This is a genomic window from Pseudonocardia sp., assembly GCF_050250275.1.
GTDB lineage: Bacteria > Actinomycetota > Actinomycetes > Mycobacteriales > Pseudonocardiaceae > Pseudonocardia.
On record NZ_JBFWOY010000002.1, the window covers coordinates 42,866 to 60,074 of the forward strand.

The 17,209-nt window shown below is 75.2% G+C and carries 16 protein-coding genes, 2 pseudogenes and 1 riboswitch; of the genes and pseudogenes, 13 read left to right on the forward strand and 5 right to left on the reverse strand.

Annotated elements, in window-relative coordinates; genetic code table 11:
* Window positions 1–20: 20 nt before the first annotated feature.
* Entirely contained in the window at window positions 21–809 is a 789-nt protein-coding gene (locus AB7F12_RS02285; RefSeq protein ID WP_428500077.1) for a DUF427 domain-containing protein, read from the reverse strand.
* Between the two features lie 306 nt (window positions 810–1,115).
* Here AB7F12_RS02285 and AB7F12_RS02290 point away from each other — a divergent pair, with 306 nt between their 5' ends.
* Window positions 1,116–2,894: a serine/threonine-protein kinase gene (locus AB7F12_RS02290; protein WP_428500078.1), complete on the forward strand. Its 1,779-nt coding sequence runs from the start codon at window positions 1,116–1,118 to the stop codon at window positions 2,892–2,894.
* A 22-nt stretch (window positions 2,895–2,916) separates the two neighbouring features.
* Here the strand turns inward: AB7F12_RS02290 and AB7F12_RS02295 are convergent, their stop codons facing one another.
* The gene (locus tag AB7F12_RS02295; protein ID WP_428500079.1) at window positions 2,917–3,678 is read right to left on the reverse strand and encodes a sulfite exporter TauE/SafE family protein; all 762 of its coding nucleotides are present in this window, start codon (window positions 3,676–3,678) and stop codon (window positions 2,917–2,919) included.
* Window positions 3,679–3,833: 155 nt separating this feature from the next.
* Between AB7F12_RS02295 and AB7F12_RS02300 the strand changes: the two genes are divergently transcribed.
* Window positions 3,834–4,469: a DUF4232 domain-containing protein gene (locus tag AB7F12_RS02300; protein WP_428517852.1), complete on the forward strand. Its 636-nt coding sequence runs from the start codon at window positions 3,834–3,836 to the stop codon at window positions 4,467–4,469.
* A 148-nt stretch (window positions 4,470–4,617) separates the two neighbouring features.
* The gene (locus AB7F12_RS02305; protein WP_428500081.1) at window positions 4,618–5,349 is read left to right on the forward strand and encodes an alpha/beta fold hydrolase; all 732 of its coding nucleotides are present in this window, start codon (window positions 4,618–4,620) and stop codon (window positions 5,347–5,349) included.
* 67 nt (window positions 5,350–5,416) lie between these two features.
* Here the strand turns inward: AB7F12_RS02305 and AB7F12_RS02310 are convergent, their stop codons facing one another.
* Both AB7F12_RS02310 and AB7F12_RS02315 read right to left on the reverse strand, forming a co-directional pair.
* Window positions 5,417–6,076 carry a response regulator gene (locus tag AB7F12_RS02310; RefSeq protein WP_428500082.1) on the reverse strand — a complete coding sequence of 220 codons (660 nt, stop codon included), beginning with the start codon at window positions 6,074–6,076 and terminating at the stop codon, window positions 5,417–5,419.
* The gene (locus tag AB7F12_RS02315) at window positions 6,073–7,251 is read right to left on the reverse strand and encodes a sensor histidine kinase (protein WP_428500083.1); all 1,179 of its coding nucleotides are present in this window, start codon (window positions 7,249–7,251) and stop codon (window positions 6,073–6,075) included. The genes AB7F12_RS02310 and AB7F12_RS02315 overlap by 4 nt, the downstream gene beginning before the upstream one ends.
* 146 nt (window positions 7,252–7,397) lie before the next feature.
* Between AB7F12_RS02315 and AB7F12_RS02320 the strand changes: the two genes are divergently transcribed.
* From AB7F12_RS02320 to AB7F12_RS02350, 7 genes and pseudogenes are all read left to right on the forward strand, one after another.
* Window positions 7,398–7,832 (forward strand): hypothetical protein, encoded by a 435-nt coding sequence (locus tag AB7F12_RS02320; protein ID WP_428500085.1) that lies wholly within the window; start codon window positions 7,398–7,400, stop codon window positions 7,830–7,832.
* A gap of 65 nt (window positions 7,833–7,897) precedes the next feature.
* Window positions 7,898–8,722, forward strand: coding sequence for a universal stress protein (locus tag AB7F12_RS02325; protein WP_428500086.1), 825 nt, complete (start codon window positions 7,898–7,900; stop codon window positions 8,720–8,722).
* Window positions 8,723–9,050: 328 nt separating this feature from the next.
* A pseudogene (locus AB7F12_RS02330) lies at window positions 9,051–9,302 on the forward strand (amidase family protein); the annotation flags it as partial.
* 30 nt (window positions 9,303–9,332) lie between these two features.
* Window positions 9,333–9,548, forward strand: a riboswitch (cobalamin riboswitch).
* Between the two features lie 27 nt (window positions 9,549–9,575).
* Window positions 9,576–11,153, forward strand: coding sequence for an ABC transporter substrate-binding protein (locus tag AB7F12_RS02335; RefSeq protein WP_428516289.1), 1,578 nt, complete (start codon window positions 9,576–9,578; stop codon window positions 11,151–11,153).
* 1 nt (window position 11,154) lies between these two features.
* Window positions 11,155–12,090, forward strand: coding sequence for an ABC transporter permease (locus AB7F12_RS02340; RefSeq protein ID WP_428501247.1), 936 nt, complete (start codon window positions 11,155–11,157; stop codon window positions 12,088–12,090).
* The gene (locus tag AB7F12_RS02345; protein ID WP_428501246.1) at window positions 12,087–12,974 is read left to right on the forward strand and encodes an ABC transporter permease; all 888 of its coding nucleotides are present in this window, start codon (window positions 12,087–12,089) and stop codon (window positions 12,972–12,974) included. The genes AB7F12_RS02340 and AB7F12_RS02345 overlap by 4 nt, the downstream gene beginning before the upstream one ends.
* Window positions 12,971–14,455 carry an ABC transporter ATP-binding protein gene (locus AB7F12_RS02350; RefSeq protein WP_428516287.1) on the forward strand — a complete coding sequence of 495 codons (1,485 nt, stop codon included), beginning with the start codon at window positions 12,971–12,973 and terminating at the stop codon, window positions 14,453–14,455. Before AB7F12_RS02345 ends, AB7F12_RS02350 begins: the two co-directional genes overlap by 4 nt.
* A 76-nt stretch (window positions 14,456–14,531) precedes the next feature.
* On the opposite strand, the pseudogene sigJ reads toward AB7F12_RS02350, so the two are convergent.
* A pseudogene (sigJ, locus tag AB7F12_RS02355) lies at window positions 14,532–15,420 on the reverse strand (RNA polymerase sigma factor SigJ).
* A gap of 141 nt (window positions 15,421–15,561) precedes the next feature.
* Between sigJ and AB7F12_RS02360 the strand changes: the two are divergent.
* From AB7F12_RS02360 to AB7F12_RS02370, 3 genes are all read left to right on the forward strand, one after another.
* Window positions 15,562–16,263: an LUD domain-containing protein gene (locus AB7F12_RS02360; RefSeq protein ID WP_428501244.1), complete on the forward strand. Its 702-nt coding sequence runs from the start codon at window positions 15,562–15,564 to the stop codon at window positions 16,261–16,263.
* 107 nt (window positions 16,264–16,370) lie between these two features.
* Window positions 16,371–16,697: an ArsR/SmtB family transcription factor gene (locus AB7F12_RS02365; RefSeq protein WP_428501243.1), complete on the forward strand. Its 327-nt coding sequence runs from the start codon at window positions 16,371–16,373 to the stop codon at window positions 16,695–16,697.
* Window positions 16,698–16,722: 25 nt separating this feature from the next.
* Window positions 16,723–17,202 (forward strand): NADH-quinone oxidoreductase subunit B family protein, encoded by a 480-nt coding sequence (locus AB7F12_RS02370; RefSeq protein ID WP_428501242.1) that lies wholly within the window; start codon window positions 16,723–16,725, stop codon window positions 17,200–17,202.
* Window positions 17,203–17,209 lie beyond the last annotated feature (7 nt).

Consider the following 17,209-nt stretch of genomic DNA (forward strand, 5'->3'; position numbering starts at 1 on the left):
GCGGCCGGTTCCGGCTGTCGCTAGCCGTCGACGACGACGGTCAGGTCCGGGTGGTCGAACGACAGCAGCCCGGCGATCCGCGCCGACTCCGGCAGCGGGTCCGGGTAGGTCCACGCGGCGTCGGTGAGCAGGCGTCCGTCGGGCAGCCGCACCCCGCGGTAGGAGGCCTCGCCCTTGTACGGGCAGCGGGTGCGGGTGGGGCTCGGTTCCAGGGGCACCGCCACGTCCTGCTCGCCCAGGTACCAGCGCCACGGCAGCCCGGTCTCGCACAGCAGGGTCGCGCCGCGGCTCTCGGCGACGACGACGTCGCCGCAGCGGACCTGCACGTGGCGGCTCGTCGGCCGGATGTCCACGCGCGTGTACGGGTCGGTGAGGTGGGCGTACACCTGCTCGTCCTCGTCGAACCAGGCATCGCAGGCCGTCCAGTAGAGGGCGGCGCGCCCGGCCAGCCACGGCGCCGCGGGCCGCGGCCGCGGGTAGGACCAGACGGCGTTCTCGGCGACCCGGTCGCCGACCCGCAGCGAGTGGTAGGCGGCGTCGCCCTTGAACGGGCAGAACGTCGTGTGCTCCGACTCGACGAGCACGTCGGCGTCGAGGTCGGCGAACGGCACGTACAGCACGGGCAGCAGCGCGGTCTCGTGCAGCAGCAGCCCGTCGCGGGTGTCGAGGACGGTGCGCCCGGCGAACTCCGCCCGCACCCGCCGTTCGAAGGGGTGCGCGAGGAGCTTGTGCGGCGGCCCGTCGATCGCGTAGTTGACGGTGTCGGGCGCGGTCGGCGACAGCGGTCCGTAGGTGCGGGTGAGGCCCACGCGAGGCTCCTTCGGGGAGGGGAGCCCCCAGCCTGCACCGCCCGCCCCCGGCCCGCCCGCCGGCTCTCACCCGGTCCGCCCGACACGAGCACGACCACCGGGCCGACACGAGCACGACCGCGGTCCGCCCGACACGAGACACGAGCGCGACCACCGGGGCGACCGCCGCGCCGATCCCCGGGCCGGTCGTCGCAGGCAGACCGGCCACTGACGGGTAGTGCCGCCCGGTCCGCCGCGTGCGGTGCGCCGCCCCCGGCCCGGCGCCTGACATAGTGGACGGGACGGACCGGGGGAGGGCAGGGAGCCGTGGACACGCTGGCCGCGCTTCTGGCCGGGTTGCTCAACAACCTGCGCAGCATCGGCCCCGACGTGTGCCCGGGCCCCTGGGCGTGGGCCACGACCGTCCTCGGCGTCGCCGTCGGGCTGCTGCCCACCGTCGGCACCGTCGGTGTCGCGCTCCTGCGCAAGCGCGTCGGGTCCCGCTACAACGCCGCCCAGGGCGGGGCGCTCGCGCTCATCGGCGTCGTCACCTGCGGGCTGCTGCCGTTGCTCGCGTTCTCCGCGGTCGGGCAGGTGTTCTCGGCCGCGGCCGCGGGCGGCACCGTCCCGGGGCTCACCACGGCCCAGGTCCGCAACCTCGGCACCCAGGTGTGTGTGGCCGGTCCGCAGTCGCAGTACCTCGGTGCCGGGTCGGTCGGCGACGCGTTCGACCCGTCCGCCCCCGTCGGGCTTGGGCTCGCGGTACTGCTGCTCGTCGTCGTCCCCATCGTGGCGACACTGTTCGTGCTGGCCCAGATCCGGCTCGCGCTGCGCCGCGGGCCCGCGTGGCCCTCCCGGTTCTTCTGGCTCCCGTTCCTCGCCCTCGCGCTGGTCACCGTCGGCGCCCCCGCCGGGTCGTCGGAACACCTGTGGATCGGGGTGGTCTTCGGGACGTTCGTCGGCATCGTGCTCACCGCCATGGTCGGGGCGCCCCGGCCGGAGGTCGTGGCCCGGTCGCTGAACCCCGGACCCGCCGCCGACCGGCGCGCCGCGTCGTCACGCGGCGGCCCACCCGTCCCCGCGCAGCGCCACGACCCGGCGCCCCAGTCCCGACCGGTGCCACCGCCGGTCCGTCCGCCGACGACGCCGACCCGGGTCCCGCCGCCGCGCACCCTGGTCGCCCCCGCCCCCACCGGTGGTGCGCCGGTGCCACCCCCGGCGTTCCCGGCCGCCGCGGTGCAGCGGCGCGTGCGCGGCAACCGGTTCGCGCCCATCCGGCGCATCGGCGCCGGCGGGTTCGGCCGGGTCGTCCTGGCCCACGACGCCAAGCTCGGCACGACCGTCGCCCTCAAGGCCGCCCACGCGCCCGACGCCGAGACCGAGGAGCGCATCCGCCGCGAGGCGGCCGCGCTCGCCGCGGTGCGCCACCCCAACTGCGTGCGCATTCTCGACCTCGTCCATGCCCGCAGCGACCCGGGCCTGGCCGGGCTCGACGGCATGGTCATCGTCATGGAGTACGTGCAGGGCTCCTCGCTCGGCGAGCTGGTGCAGCAGCGGGGCCCGCTCGACGACGCCGCCGCCGCACGCGTCTGGTCCGGCGTGGCGGGGGCGCTGCACGCCGCGCACACCCGCGGAGTCCTGCACCGCGACGTCAAGCCGGGCAACGTCATCGTCGACCCGGCGGGTGTCGCCCACCTCATCGACTTCGGCATCGCCCGGCGCACCGGCGACGCCACCCTGACCATGGCCGGCTACGTCCTCGGCACGCCCGACTACCTCGCGCCGGAGGTCGCCGGCGGCAAGAAGGCCAGCCCGGCGTCGGACTGCTGGCAGCTCGCCGCCACGGTCTCCTACGCCCTCGCCGGGTTCCCGCCACGCGGCGGGCATCCCGATGCGGTGTCGGGGCTGCGTGCGGCCGCGGCCGGGGCGAAGCTCAGCCACCTCCCGCGGCGCAGCGCGCACCTGTCGCTGCTCAAGTCTGCGATGCGCAACGAGCCCGCCAAGCGTCCCGACCTGCCGACGATCCAGCGTGGCCTCGACGAGTGGCTGCGCCGCCACGGCGGCAGCACCACCGGCGCGGTCACGGCCGGGACCGGGCGCCGCTGACCCCGCCGTTCCCGGCGCGGGCTCAGAAGGCGTCGACGGCCAGCACGACCGCCAGCCCGATGCCTGCCAGCCCGATCGCGATGCGCAGCACCGTCGCCGGGATGCGCCGGGCGAGTGCCGGCCCCACCCACGACCCCACCAGGACCCCGGCCGCCATCGGCGCCACCGCGGCCCAGCGGACGTCGCCCAGGAACGCGAACGCGATCGCCGCGGTGCCGTTGGCGAGGCCCAGCAGGACGTTCTTGAGACCGTTGGCCCGCAGCAGCGACAGGGGCAGCCCGACGAGCAGCAGGGCGAGGATCAGCACGCCCGCCGCGGCGCCGAAGTAGCCGCCGTAGACGCCGACGAGGCCGAGCCCGGCGAGCATCAGCAGCCGCGCGCGCCGCGACGGTCCCTCGGCTGTCCGGGTGGCGGCGGCGCGGATCCGTGGCTGCAGCAGCAACACCACCGACGCACCGCCGACGAGGAACGGGACGACCTTCTCGAACCCGCCGGGCGGTGTGAGGAACAGCAGTGCTGCGCCGAGCGCGCCGCCGCCGATGACGACCGGGGCCATCGTGCGCACCTGGTGCCCCTGGCCCGCCAGCTCGGGACGCGACCCGGCCACCGACCCGATCGAGCTCGCCATGAGCGCCACCGTGTTGGTCATGTTCGCGGTGGTGGGCGGCAGCCCGACGGCGAGCAACGCGGGGTAGGAGAACAGGGACGCGAGCCCGGCCATCGACCCGGACAGTCCCGCCCCGAACCCGGCGACGAGCAACAGCAGCAGGGCGCCGGCACTCACGGGCCGACAGTAATCCGGCTGGTCCTGCCGCGCCGCGGCCGGTCGAACGATCATGAACTACGATGATCGGCCGAACCGTTCGACGTCCTGGAGCAACCTTTCGTCGCGTCGGACGTCATTTGTCGGGGAAGACGATCAGACGGGGGAACCTCGAAATGCGTATGCGCGACAAACGGATCGCGACACTCCTGGCAGCCTGCGCGGCCGCGGCCGTGCTCGCGGGCTGTTCCGGGGGCTCCGACGAGGTCAACGGCGGCACACCCGCGGCGCCGACGGCGGCCCCGGGGAGCACCGCACCCGCCACCACGCCCGCGGACTCGGCAGCCGGCACCGGGAACCAGGCCGGTGGTGGCGGCACGACCGGCGTGCCGCGCTGTACGTCGGCGGAGCTGTCGCTGAGCCTCGGACAGGGCGACGCCGGGGCCGGCTCGGTCTACCGGCCGCTCGTGTTCACGAACAAGGGCACCCGCACGTGCGAGCTGACGGGCTTCCCGGGCGTGTCCTACGTGGCGGGCGACGACGGGCACCAGGTCGGCCCGGCCGCGGTGATGAACGGGCCCCACGGCCCGGAGATCTCGATGGCGCCGGGGCGGTCGTCACAGGCGCAGGTGCAGTTCGTGCAGGTCGCGAACTTCGACGCGGCCGTCTGCAAGCCCACTCCGGTGCGTGGCCTGCGGGTCTACCCGCCGGGGGAGACCGCGTCGATCTTCGTCCCGATGGACGGTGCCACCGGATGCGCGGGCACGCCGCCGGGACAGCAGCTGTCGGTGCAGACGATGACCGCCGCCTGACCGCACCACGTCACCGCCGGGCTCGGTGCCACGCCGGTCCGGTCCGACCGGGGCGTCCCGGCGGCGAGCCCGGCGGCGGGTCACAGATGAGTTCCGGGGCCGCCCATCGTCCTAGGTGGTGACGACTGCGAAGGTGAGGAGCACCGCGATGACCGACGATGTGCGCACGACGTTCGTGCTGGTTCCCGGCGCGGGTGGGGAAGCGTGGTTCTGGCACCTGCTGGTGCCGCAGCTGCGCGCTCTCGGCCACGACACGGTGACCGTGGACCTCCCCGCCGGCGACGAGCACGCGGGCCTCGACGAGTACGCCGAGGTCGTCCGGGCCGCGCTGCCGCCGGCGGGTGGGCGCACCGTCGTCGTCGGGCAGTCGATGGGCGGGCTCACCGCCGCGCTCGTGGCCTCGCGCGCACCCGTCGACCTGCTGGTGCTGCTCAACGCGATGGTGCCGCGGCCGGGGGAGACCCCGCGCGAGTGGTGGGTGAACACCGGCTTCGAGCAGGCCCGCGCGGCCGAGGCCGCCCGGCACGGTGACGATCCCGGTGACGTCATGGCGGCGTTCTTCCACGACGTCCCGGACGCGGTGCGGGTCGAGGCGGAGCAGCGCGGCGAGCCCGACCAGGCGATGACACCGTTCGCGAAGCCGTGGCCGCTCGACGAGTGGCCGGACGTGCCGACGCGGTTCCTGCAGGGCCGCGACGACCGGTTCTTCCCGCTGGCGTTCCAGCGGGCCCAGGTCGCCGACAGGCTCGGCATCGAGGTCGACGAGATGGCGGGGGGTCATCTCGTCGCACTGAGCCGCCCCGCCGAGCTCGCCGCCCGCCTGGACGCCTACGCCACCGAGCTCACGGGCACGGCGCCGGCCGCCGCAACCCGGTCCTGACCTGCGCGCGCCGGACCGGCCGGCGGGGGAGGAGGTGCGACCGCCGCCGTCGCGCACCGCGCGACCGCTACGGCCGGACCAGGCCGTTGCGGTAGGCGAACGCGACCGCCTGCGCGCGGTCCCGGGCCCCGATCTTCGCCAGCAGATGGTTCATGTGGCTCTTCACCGTGCCCTCGCTCACGACGAGCCGAGCCCCGATCTCGCTGTTGGACAGACCCTCCGCGACGAGGACCAGCACCTCCAGCTCGCGCGCCGTCAGCCCGGCAGGCCGATCGTCGCGCGCCACCGGCGCCGGGGGAGCGGCCGCCAGCGCGTCGACCACGTGGTGCTGCACCGCCGGGTCGATCGCCGCCCGGTCCTCCAGCACCCGGACCAGCGCATCCCGGATCTCGGGGCCGCCCGCGTCCTTCGTCAGGTAGCCGCGCGCGCCGGCGCGCAGCGCGTCCACGACGGACCGGTCGTCGGAGTACGTCGTGAGCACGACGACCCGCACCACCGGGCGACGGTCACGCAGCAGCCGGGTGGCCTCGACTCCGTCGCAGCGCGGCATCCGCAGGTCCATCAGGACCACGTCGGGGTCCAGGGCCTCGGCCAGCGCCACCGCCTCGGCGCCGTCGGACGCCGTACCGACGACCTCCACGTCGGCCAGCAGGCCCAACACCATCGACAGCCCCTCACGGACGACACGCTGGTCGTCGGCCACGAGCACACGGATCGAACCGCTCATGCCGGCAGCTCCAGGACGACGCGGAACCCGTCGCCGGTCGCGCCGGCCGCCAACGTCCCGCCCAGCAGCTCCGCCCGCTCCCGCATCCCGGTGAGGCCGTAGCCACCCGTCCCCGGCTCGGGCGGTGCGTCGCCGATGTCGCGCACCGTCAGCCGGGTGACGCCGACGTCGTGGGCCAGGGTGACCTCGACCCGCTGCGCGCGCGCGTGCCGCACCACGTTGGTCAACGCCTCCTGCGCCACCCGGTACACCGCGAGCCGCTGCTGCGTACCCAGCTCGCGCGGGACCCCGGTGACGGTCAGGCTGCAGGGGATGCCGTGGTCGCGGACGAACCCGTCGACGAGCGCGCCGAGCCGCTCCGGGCCCGGCAGGTCGTCGTCGCGCAACGTGCCGATCGCCCGGCGTGCCTCCTCCAGACCGCTGCGGCACAGGTGGTGCGCCCGGTCGACGACCGCGGGCAGCCGCGGGTCGGTCGGGTCGTCCGCCGCGAGCATGCGCGCGCCCTCCAGCTGCAGCATCAGCCCCGACAACGAGTGCGCCAGCACGTCGTGCATCTCCCTGGCCAGCCGCTGCCGCTCCGCCAGCGCCGTCGCCCGGGCCCGCGCGTCCTCACGCTCACGCAGCTCGGCCAACAGCCGCTCGGCCTCCCGGTTCGCCTCCGACAACCGGTGGGCCAGGAAGATCATCCCGTACACCGCGGCGAGCGCGCCCAGCACCGCGATCGTCCCGAAGTCACCGCCGGTGACCGCCTCGAACACCTCGAGCCCGACGAACACCACCACCAGCAGGGGCACCGCCACCGGACCCGGCAGCAACCGTGCCACGCACAGCGCCCCCAGCAGCACCCCCGCCGCACCGGGGCCGTCGGGCTGCACCGCCATCAGCGCGACCGACGCCGCGACGATCAGCCCCACCCACCCGATGTGCGCCCGGCCCAGGCCCGACGCCGTCGCATTGCGTCCCAGGACGGCCACCACGAACACCGCGGTCCCGACCGACACCACCAGCGACCGGCCCGAGACCCCGAGCCCGGGGGCGGCGAGCCAGGCCGCGACGACGAAGAGCACCAACAGCACGGGCGCGAGCCGCGCGAGCCACCGGATCACCGACTCCTGGCCGCCCCGCACCGACCGGAGCCGGGCCAGCACGGGTGCGGCGGCGTCCTCGGAGCTCACCCCGCCGACCCTACGACCGACACAGCGCCCCGGCATCGCACCGAGGGTGGAGATCCGTCCTCCGCCCAGGGGTGCAGCCGCGGCGGCGCGGAGATCGGCCCTGGCGCCGATGTGCCGGCGGGGCGTGCCGGCGCAGGCTCGTCGTCATGGACATGCCGAAGGGGGACGCCGTGGACAGGCCCGTCATCGGTACCGGGAACACCGCCCGCACCTGGCGCGCCGTCGTCGGTCTGGCGCTCGCCTACCTCACGGTCAGCGTCGTCGCCCTCGCCGTCACCGCGCTGCTGCGCGACGACCCCGCGGTCGCCACCACCGCCGCCTGGGTCCGCGAGGTCGTCGTCGCCCTCAGCGCGTGCGTGACCGTGGCGCTCGCCCGCCGCTCCGCCGCCGGGTCGCCACGCGCACTCCTGCGGCTGCGCCTCGTCACCGCGATCATGGTGGTCGCGATCGTCGTCGTCATCTCCGTGCCCGGGGTGTTCCCGGTGTGGCTGCGCGCGGAGCAGGCCGTCTGCGGCGTCCTGCTGCTGGGCATCGTCCTGCTCGTCAACGGGCCGACATTGCGCCGAGCCGTCCGGCGCTGAGGGTGGCGGTGCGCGCCGATGTGCGGTACTCCGGGAGCCTGCACCACTCACCGGGAGGGCGCCCCGTGGTCAACGAGATCATCGCCCACATCCGCAGGTCGGTCGCGGTCGGCGTCGACGGCTCACCGGCCTCGCTGCAGGCCACCCACTGGGCCGCCGGCGAAGCGGTCCGCCGCGGCGGGCCGCTGCGCCTCGTCGCCGCGGCCCTCTCACCGATGCTGCAGCCCCTCGGCGTCGAACAGGTCGCCCCCGCCCGCACCCGCGACGCCCTCGCGGGCGCGGCCGCCGAAGCCCTGGCCGAGGCCGCCCTGGTCGCCGCGCAGGCCGCGCCCGGCCTGGAGGTCGTCCGCGAGCTGCGCGGCGGGTCGGCCCCGCTCGTGCTGATGGCCGAGTCGGAATGGGCCGGCGTGCTCGTCGTCGGGACGCGGGGGAGAGGCCGGGTGAGCGCCTTCCTCTCCGGGTCGATGGTGGTCACCGTCACCGCGATCGCCATGTCCCCGGTCGTCGTCGTCCGCGGCGACCTCGACACGGCCGGCCTGCCCGGCGCGCCCGTCGTCGTCGCCGCCGACGGGTCCGCCGCAGGCAACGCGGCCCGCCGCTTCGCCGTCGACGCCGCCGCGGCCCGCGCGGCACCGCTCGTCGTCGTCCACTCCGGGACGGCGCACGTGCCACCCGACGAGACGGTGGGGGTCGGTCCCGCCGAGCACGTCGCCCGGGCCGAGGACGCCCGCCAGGTGCTGCCGGAGCTCTCGCACGGGGCGGCGCTCGTCGTCGTGGGGGTCGGGGCGCACGGTCGCCGCCTCGACGGGCCCGCCGCACCCGTCGTCCGCGAACTGCTGCGGACCTCGGCCTGCCCGGTCGCCGTGGTCCGGCACCTGGCCTCGCGCTGACGGGCACACCCTCCCGGCGCCGCAACGCCGAGCGGCGATGGTCACCGCAACCGCATCCGACCCGTGGAGGAACCCCGCCGTCGACATCGACCATCGCGGGTCGGCCGACGGTCCCCGGACCGGTGCTGCGGTTGCTGCGCTCGGGCGCGCCCGCGTCCTCGACCCGGGGCTGCGTGCATTCCTCGACCTCGTCGATCCCGTCGACCTCGTCGGAGCGCGCGCGGGGAACCCGCCCGAGACACCGGGTGCGGAATCCTCCGGCGCTGTCTCGTCGGCCCAGACGGGCGCGTTGCGGGGGCTGCCGATCGCGGTGAAAGGCCCCCGCGGCATGCGGGCGGCCCAGACCCGGCTCCTGGTGGCGGCCGGTGCGGTGCCGATCGGCACGACGTCGGTGCCGCACGGGCCCGGGCACCAGACCTGGGGCCGCACCGACCGCGGGCCCACCCGCAACCCCTGGGCGCCCGACCGTACCCCCGGCGGCTCGTCCGCCGGCTCGGCCGCAGCGGTGGCCGCCGGCATCGTCGACCTCGCCACCGGCAGCGACGGAGCCGGGTCGGTCCGGATCCCTGCCGCCTGGTGCAGTGTCTACGGCCCCGCGAGTTATTTACGTTCATTTGTTCAAATGTTAGGTTCCCCCCGTCGTGGTGAACGGGAAGCCGGTGGGAGTCCGGCACGGCCTTCGCCACTGTGTTCGGGACAGCTCCGTCCACGCCGCACCCCGGCGCGGCAGCCACCGGGTCCTACCCGGGAAGGCGGACGGCGCCGCGGCGCCCCGGTGGCACCGTGCCCGTGAGCCAGGAGACCGACCACGACGCTCGACCCGGTCGTCCATCGAAGTGCTGGAGGCTTTTCCGTGCGCACCTCCGTCCGCCCGCGCCGACGACTCGCGCTCCTCGCGCTCGTCACGTCCGCGACGATTCTCGCGGCCTGCTCGACCACGGGTGGCCCCACGACCACCGGGTCCGCCCCGACGACGCTGACCCTCACGACGGGGTTCGCCATCGACGACCTCGACCCGCTGGAGAACGCGTTCTGGGGTCCCGAGTTCGGCTACGTCGAGCTGCTGATGCGACCAGAGCGTGGCGGCGCCCCGTCGCCGTGGGTCCTGCGCACCCTCACCAACCCGAGCCCGCTGACCTGGGTGCTCACGCTCAACGACAACGTCGCGTTCCAGAACGGCCGCCGCCTCGACGGGGCCGCACTCGCGGAGCTGATCACCTACCAGCTGGCGCGCAACGAGGAGTTCGGCGCGGCGTTGCCCGGCGCGACGGCCGCCGCGACCGGACCGTCGGAGGTTACCCTCACCACCTCCCGGCCGGCCCCGAACGTGCCGTTCCTGCTGGCCGACGAGGCGATGCTCCCGGTCTACGACGCCGCCGCCTACCAGCGCTTCAAGGACTCCGGGGCGGCGACCGCCGACCTGCTCGAGGCCGGGCTCTACACCGGCGCCTACCGGGTCGACTCCCTGGACTCGACCGCCGCACGGCTCTCGGCCTGGCCGCAGTACTGGGGCGGACCGCCGCCGCTGTCGTCGGTGACGGTGAAGTTCGTGCCGGAGGCCTCGGCCCGGATCCAGGCCGTGCAGGCCGGTGAGGCCGACATCGCGCTCTACCCGCCGACGGCCACCGCGCTGACGCTGTCGGGCCGCTCCGACGCGTTCTACGTGACCGGCGACTCGACCGGGCCGACGTTCATGTTGGAGTTCAACCAGCGCAGCGCCCCGTTCGACGACCCGCTGGTGCGCCGCGCGGTCTACGCCGCGATCGACTACGACGAGCTGGCCGACGACGTCATGAACGGGCTCTACTCGCCGGCCATCGGCCTCTACGCCGACTCCCGCCCCTGGGCGGAGAAGACCCAGACGTTCGACCCGGCCGTGACCGCAGCGTTGCTCGACCAGGCCGGCTTCACCCGCACCGGTGACGGCCCACGCACCCGCGACAACGCACCGCTGACCTTCGACATGCTCACCTACCCGCAGCAGCCCGACTCCGGGGCGCTCGCCCTCGCGGTGCAGGCGCAGCTCGCCCGCCAGGGTGTGGGGGTGACGATCACGCAGGTCCCCGACATCACCGAGGCCGTGGAGAAGCCCACCGGCTGGCAGGCGGCGATCCGCGGCAACGGCTTCATCTCCTTCGGCGGCGACTACGTCACTCCGCTGCTCAACTACGTGCGCACCGGCGGCCCGGACAACGTCACCGGGGTCTCCGACCCGGCGCTCGACGCCCTGATCGACCAGGTCGCGGTGACCCTCGACCCGGCCGCCCGCGACGACCTGCTGCGCCGGATCCAGACCGTCGTCGGTGACCAGGGCTACCTGGGCTACCTCGGTGAGCGCAAGGGCGCGGTCGTGGCGGGGCCGGCCTGGCGCACCTACCCGGTGCCGATCGCGAACCTCTGGGTCGGACCGCAGACCGCGCCCACCGGCTGACGTGCTGCGCGTCCTCGCGCGCCGGTCCGGCCAGGCGGTGCTGACCCTGGCGGGCGCAGGCGTACTGATCTTCGCGATGCTCGCCGTCACCCCTGGCGATCCCGCGCGACGCGTCCTGCTGGCCCGTGGGGTGCAGCAGCCCAGCGCGGTCGCCGTCGCGGCGGTGCGTGGCGAGCTGCATCTCGACGACCCGCTCCTCGTGCGGTTCGGGCGCTGGGCCGGTGGCGCCCTCACCGGTGACCTCGGGATCTCGTGGCGGAGCGGGCGGCCGGTCGTCGACGACTTCGTGACGCTGCTGCCGGCGACGCTGCGGCTGACCGTGGCCGCCCTCGGCATCGCGATCGTGCTGGCGATGCTGCTCGCCGCGCTGGCCGCGGCCGCCCCGGGCCGGTGGCCGGACACCGTTGCCCGGGTCGTGGGGCTGGCGATGATCGCCGTCCCGACGTTCGTGATCGGGGTGGTCGTCCTCGATGTGCTCGTGGTGCGCTGGGGATACGGGCGGGTGATCGCCGACGGGACCTGGGCGACGGTGTTCCTGCCCGCGCTCGTGCTCGCCCTGGCCAGCGCGACGACCTGGTCGCGGGTGCTGCGCACCGCCCTGCTGGAGGCACGGTCGGCGCCGCATCTGCGGGTCAGCACCGCGCGCGGGGCGGGCCCGTGGCGGCGGCTGTGGGCCCACGAGCTGCCCAACGCCGCACCCCCGTTCCTCACGATGGTCGGGCTCGGCGCGGGCTTCCTGCTCGGTGGGGCGCCGATCGTCGAGTCGGTGTTCACCTGGCCCGGCATCGGGCGCTTCACCGTCGAGGCCATCGACGCCCGTGACATGCCCGTCGTCGTGGGGTTCACCCTGGTCGCGGTCCTGGCGTTCGTCCTGACCAGCCTGGTCACCGACCTGATCGCCACGCTCGTCGACCCACGGCTGCGGACGCCGACGTGATCGGCGCCGGGATACTCGTACCGCCCGCCCGCGGCACGCTCGACGGGGCCACCCCGCCCGCCGCGGTGTGGCGGCGGTTGCTGGCCCGCCCTGCGGCCGTCGCAGGTCTGGGCATCGCGACGCTGCTCGCCGTCGTCGCCGTGGTGGGGCCGTGGTTGCTGCCCGACCCGAACCTCACCGACTACACCGCCCAGCTCACCGCGCCGTCGGCAACCCATTGGCTGGGCACCGACCAGGCCGGCCGCGACCTGCTGGCCCGCAGCGTCGCCGGGGCCGGGACCTCACTGGGCGCGGCATTGCTGGTGATGGCGCTCGCGGCAGGGGTCGGCCTGGTCGTCGGCACCCTCGCCGGGGTTCTCGGCGGAGTCGTCGACACGGTCGCGGTCCGGCTCACCGACGTACTGCTCGGCCTGCCCTCCCTGGTCCTCACCCTGGCCGTCGTCGCGATGCTCGGGCCCGGGTTCGCCAACCTCGTCCTCGCCATGTCGCTCACCTCGTGGGCCCCGTTCGCCCGGCTGGCCCGCAGTGTCGCCCGCGGCTGCGCCGCGCGCCCGGACGTCGTCGCCGCCCGGATGGCCGGGATCAGCCGCAGCCGCGCCGCGGTCACCCATGTGCTGCCCGCCGCCGGGGTGCAGGTACTGGTCGCGGCCACGATCGGACTCGGCGAGACCGTCCTCGCGCTGGGTGGACTGTCGTTCCTCGGCCTCGGCGCGCAGCCGCCGACCGCGGAGTGGGGCAGCATGCTCGCCGACGGTCGCGAGACCTTCGCCTACGCCCCCTGGCAGCTCGCCGGCCCGTGCGCCGGGATCGTGCTCGCCGTCGCCGCGGCGTCGCTGATCGGTGACGCCCTGCGCGACGTCCTCGACCCCGCCCGACCGACGTGAGCCCGTCACCGCAGGCCCCGCCCCTCGAGATCGCCGACCTCACCGTGGTCTACCCGAACGGGCTGCGTGCCCTCGACAGCGTCTGCCTGCGTCTCGACGCCGACGAGCGCGCCGCCGTGGTCGGCCGCTCCGGCAGCGGCAAGACCAGCCTGGTCCGCGCCGTCCTCGGGCTCCTGCCGCCCGGGACCCGCACGTCCGGGACGATCCGGGTCGCCGGGCGCGACGTCCTCGGCCTGCCCGAACGAGAGCTGCGGGCGTTGCGCGGCAAAGTGATCGGTTACGTTCCGCAGGACCCCTTCGCCGCGTGCGACCCGCTGCGCACCGTCGGCCACCACATCGACGAGACCTGGCGGGCCCACCGGGAGCGCCCCCCGGCCGGTGCCGCCACCGCAGCGCTGACCGCCACCGGCATCGACGACGCCGGCGCCCGGCTGCGCCAGCATCCGCACCAGTGGTCGGGCGGGATGCTCCAACGCGCCACCCTCGTCGCCGCGACCGCGCACACCCCGACACTGACCCTTGCCGACGAGCCCACCAGCGCGCTCGACGCCCACCTCGCCGACGAGGTCCTCGACGCGATCACAGCCGCCTGCGGCGCGCTCCTGCTGATCAGCCACGATCTCTCGCTCGTCGCCCGGCACGCCGACACCCTGGTCGTCCTCGACAGCGGCCGCGTGGTCGAACACGGCGCCGCCGCACAGGTACTCACCCGCCCCGACTCCGACCGGACCCGCCACCTGCTCGCCGCCGCCACGGTGCCCGCCCGCGCCCACCGACCGAACCGGGGCGCCCCGGTCGCGGAGGCATCCGACGTGTCCCGCCGCTACCGGCTGCCCGGCGGCACGGTCACCGCCGTCGACGGGGCCACACTCACCGTGCGCACGGGCGAGATCGTCGGTGTCACCGGCCCGTCCGGGTCGGGGAAGTCGACGCTCGCCCGGATCGTCGCCGGCATGGAACACCCCGACACCGGCACCGTGCGCCTCGACGGCCGCGACACCTCGGCGCCAGGCCCGCGGCGCCCCGGCCTGGTCATGCCGGTCTTCCAGGACCCGGTCTCGTCGCTGGACCACCGCTGGCCGCTGTGGCGCACCCTCACCGAGCCCGGCCGGGCCCGCGGCGAACGGCCCTCCCGGGCCCGTGCCCAGGCACTCGCCGCGGACGCGCTCGACCGGGTCGGGCTCGGCGACATCGACCCACGCCGGCTACCCGGCACCCTGTCCGTGGGCCAGGCCCAGCGCGTCGCGATCGCCCGCGCGCTGGCCGCCCGGCCCCGGCTGCTCGTCGCCGACGAACCGACCGCCAGCCTCGACGTCACCACCGCCACCGAGATCACCACGCTGCTGCGCACGGTCGCCGACGCCGGAACCGCCGTCCTCGTCGTCAGCCACGACGTGCCGCGGCTGCACAGCTACGCCGACCGGGTGCTCGTCATGAGCCGCGGCCGCCTCGACGACACCGGGTACGGAGCCGGACCGTGACCGGGCAGGTCGGGTGTCGGCGTGTGGTGTGGTTCGGCGTCCCGGGCGCCGCGGTGTCCCGGCGCCGTGGGGCGGGTCAGGCCCGCGACCACGGCCGGAGCTTGGCGGGGTTGCGGACCGCCCAGATGCGCGTGACGCGGCCGTCCACGACGTCGAAGGCGTAGACCGTGAGGGTCACCCCGTCCTTGCGGGCGATCAGGCCGGGCAGCCCGTTGACCGTCCGTTCCAGCAGGGTGACGCCGGGGGCCACGCGGGCGATCTCGACGTAGGCGCGGGCCACCTGCTCCGCGCCGCGGATCGGCTCCAGGTGCGCGAGCGCGACGCCGCCGCCGTCGGCCACGGCCACCGCGTCCGGGTCGAGGAGCCCGACGAGCGCGGCGACGTCCTTGGCCTCCCACGCCCGCCGGAACTCGCGGACCACCCCGGCCCGGCCGGACGATCCGGGCGCCTCGGCCGTGGACGCCCGGATCCGCCGCCGCGCCGAGGTCGCCAGCTGCCGGCAGGCCGCCGGTGTGCGCCCGACGACCTCGGCGACCTCGGCGAACGGGTAGCCGAACACGTCGTGCAGCACGAAGGCGACCCGCTCGGCCGGGGTCATCGCATCGAGCACCACGAAGGAACGCCATGGTCACCGACTCGTCCAGCGTCACCTGCGAGGCCGGGTCGGCCGGCCCGGCGGGCTCGGGCAGCGGCTCGGGGACCCAGTCCCCGACGTAGTGCTCGCGCTTGGCGCGGGCCGAACGGAGCTGGTCCAGGCACACCCGCCCGGCGACCCGGGTCAGCCAGGCGCCCGGATTCACGACAGCGCGGCGTCCCTCGTCGGAGAGGCCGTACCACCGGGCGTAGGCCTCCTGCACGGCGTCCTCCGCCTCGGCCAGCGAGCCCAGCAGCCGGTAGGCGAGGTTGAGCAGCTGCCGACGCTCACGGACGACCGCGTCGATCGCGGGATCGGTTCCGTCGGTCATCGGACCCTCCGTTTCCTGTCCATCCTTGCCCTGACCGACGTGCGAACCGCCCCGGTTGTGAGGCCCGACCTCACAACACGACCGGGTACGTCGTCGAACCCGGTGAGCCGCACGGGCTCCACGACACCCCAGGGGGAGACGATGACAGACCAGGCCACCGCGGACCGCGAGCGCGTCTACGAGCTCCGCCACCTCGACACCACCCCGTCCGCGGACGCCGCGCCGGGTCCGGCCGTGTCGTTCGCCGAGGCGGTTCCCGCGGAGCGTCTGGAGGCGGCGGCCGCGGCGCTGACGGCGCACGGCTTCGCCGTGGAGATCCTCGACGACGCCGCAGCCGCACGCCGCCGGGTCCAGGACCTGCTCCCCGCCGGGGCGACGGTGTTCACCTCCGCGAGCGAGACGCTGCGGCTGTCGGGCATCGACGCCGACATCAACGCCGGTACCCGGTACGTCCCCGCCAAGCCGCGGGTCCTGGCGATGGACCGTGGCACTGCCGCCGACGAGATCCGCCGGCTGATCTCCGTGCCGGACGTCGTGGTGGGCAGCGTCGCCGCGGTCACCGAGACCGGCTCGATCGTCGTCGCGTCGGGCAGCGGCAGCCAGGTCCCGGCGTATGCGGGCGGCGCGGGCCGGGCGGTGTGGGTGGTCGGGGCGCAGAAGGTGGTGCCCGACCTCGCCACCGCGCTGCGCCGGATCGAGGAGCACGCCCTGCCGCTGGAGAGCGTCCGTGCCAGGGCGGCCTACGGGCGGCCGAGCGCGGTCAACAGCCTGCTCGTGCTCAACGCCGAGCAGCGCCCCGGCCGCGCGACCGTCCTGCTGCTGCGGGAGGCGGTGGGGTACTGACCGGCCGACACGATCCCGGGCCCCCGCGCACACAGACTTACGCAGTTGCTAATGTCTGCAATTGATGAGCGCGTGTGAAGATAGGACGCCGAAGGAGGTGGGCGTTGATGAGCACGCCGCTGTATCAGGCGAAGGCGGAGTTCTTCAAGACGCTCGGCCACCCGGTGCGGATCCGGGTGCTGGAGCTGTTGAGCGTGCGCGAGCACGCCGTGTCGGAGCTGCTCGCCGAGATCGCCGTCGAGCCGGCGAATCTCTCCCAGCAGCTGGCCGTGCTGCGCCGGGCCGGTCTGGTCCGCACGCGCAAGGAGGGCTCGGCGGTGTTCTACTCGCTGACGGGCCCGGAGGTCTCGGAGCTGCTCGCCGTCGCGCGGGCGATCCTCACCGGCGTCCTGTCCGGGCAGGCGGAGCTGCTCGAGGAGCTGCGGCTGGCCTGAACCCCGACCGGGCCGGGGCGGCCCGGTGCTGAGCCTGGGGCGGGCGATCCGGCGGGTCGGCCGGATCGCCGAACCCGCGCCGGCCGCGGCCGAGGTCCCCGCGATGGCCGGTGAGCTGGCCGGGTCGGTGCAGATCCGCCACGTCGACGCGGGATCGTGCAACGGGTGCGAGGTGGAGATCGGCGCTGCGTTCGGGCCGGTGTACGACGCGGAGCGCTACGGCGCCCGGCTGGTCGCATCGCCCCGGCACGCCGACGCACTCGTCGTCACCGGCGTGGTGACCCGGAACATGGCCGAACCGCTGCGCCGGACCTACGAGGCGGTGCCCGAGCCGAAGGTCGTCGTCGCGGTGGGGGACTGTGCACGCAACTGCGGCGTGTTCGCCGGGGCGTACGGCGTCGTCGGGTCGGTCGCCGACGTCGTCCCGGTCGATCTGGAGGTCGCCGGCTGCCCACCGCGCCCGGAGACGATCGTGGCCGCGCTGCGACTGTTGACCGGCCGGTGAACGGGGT

Excerpts from the sequence above, each read along its gene's own strand:
- AB7F12_RS02300 (WP_428517852.1), top strand. The coding sequence starts at position 3,834 with ATGCGTATGCGCGACAAACGGATCGCGACACTCCTGGCAGCCTGCGCG.
- AB7F12_RS02305 (WP_428500081.1), top strand. The coding sequence starts at position 4,618 with ATGACCGACGATGTGCGCACGACGTTCGTGCTGGTTCCCGGCGCGGGT.
- AB7F12_RS02310 (WP_428500082.1), bottom strand. The coding sequence starts at position 6,076 with ATGAGCGGTTCGATCCGTGTGCTCGTGGCCGACGACCAGCGTGTCGTC.
- AB7F12_RS02320 (WP_428500085.1), top strand. The coding sequence starts at position 7,398 with ATGGACATGCCGAAGGGGGACGCCGTGGACAGGCCCGTCATCGGTACC.
- AB7F12_RS02360 (WP_428501244.1), top strand. The coding sequence starts at position 15,562 with ATGACAGACCAGGCCACCGCGGACCGCGAGCGCGTCTACGAGCTCCGC.
- AB7F12_RS02365 (WP_428501243.1), top strand. The coding sequence starts at position 16,371 with ATGAGCACGCCGCTGTATCAGGCGAAGGCGGAGTTCTTCAAGACGCTC.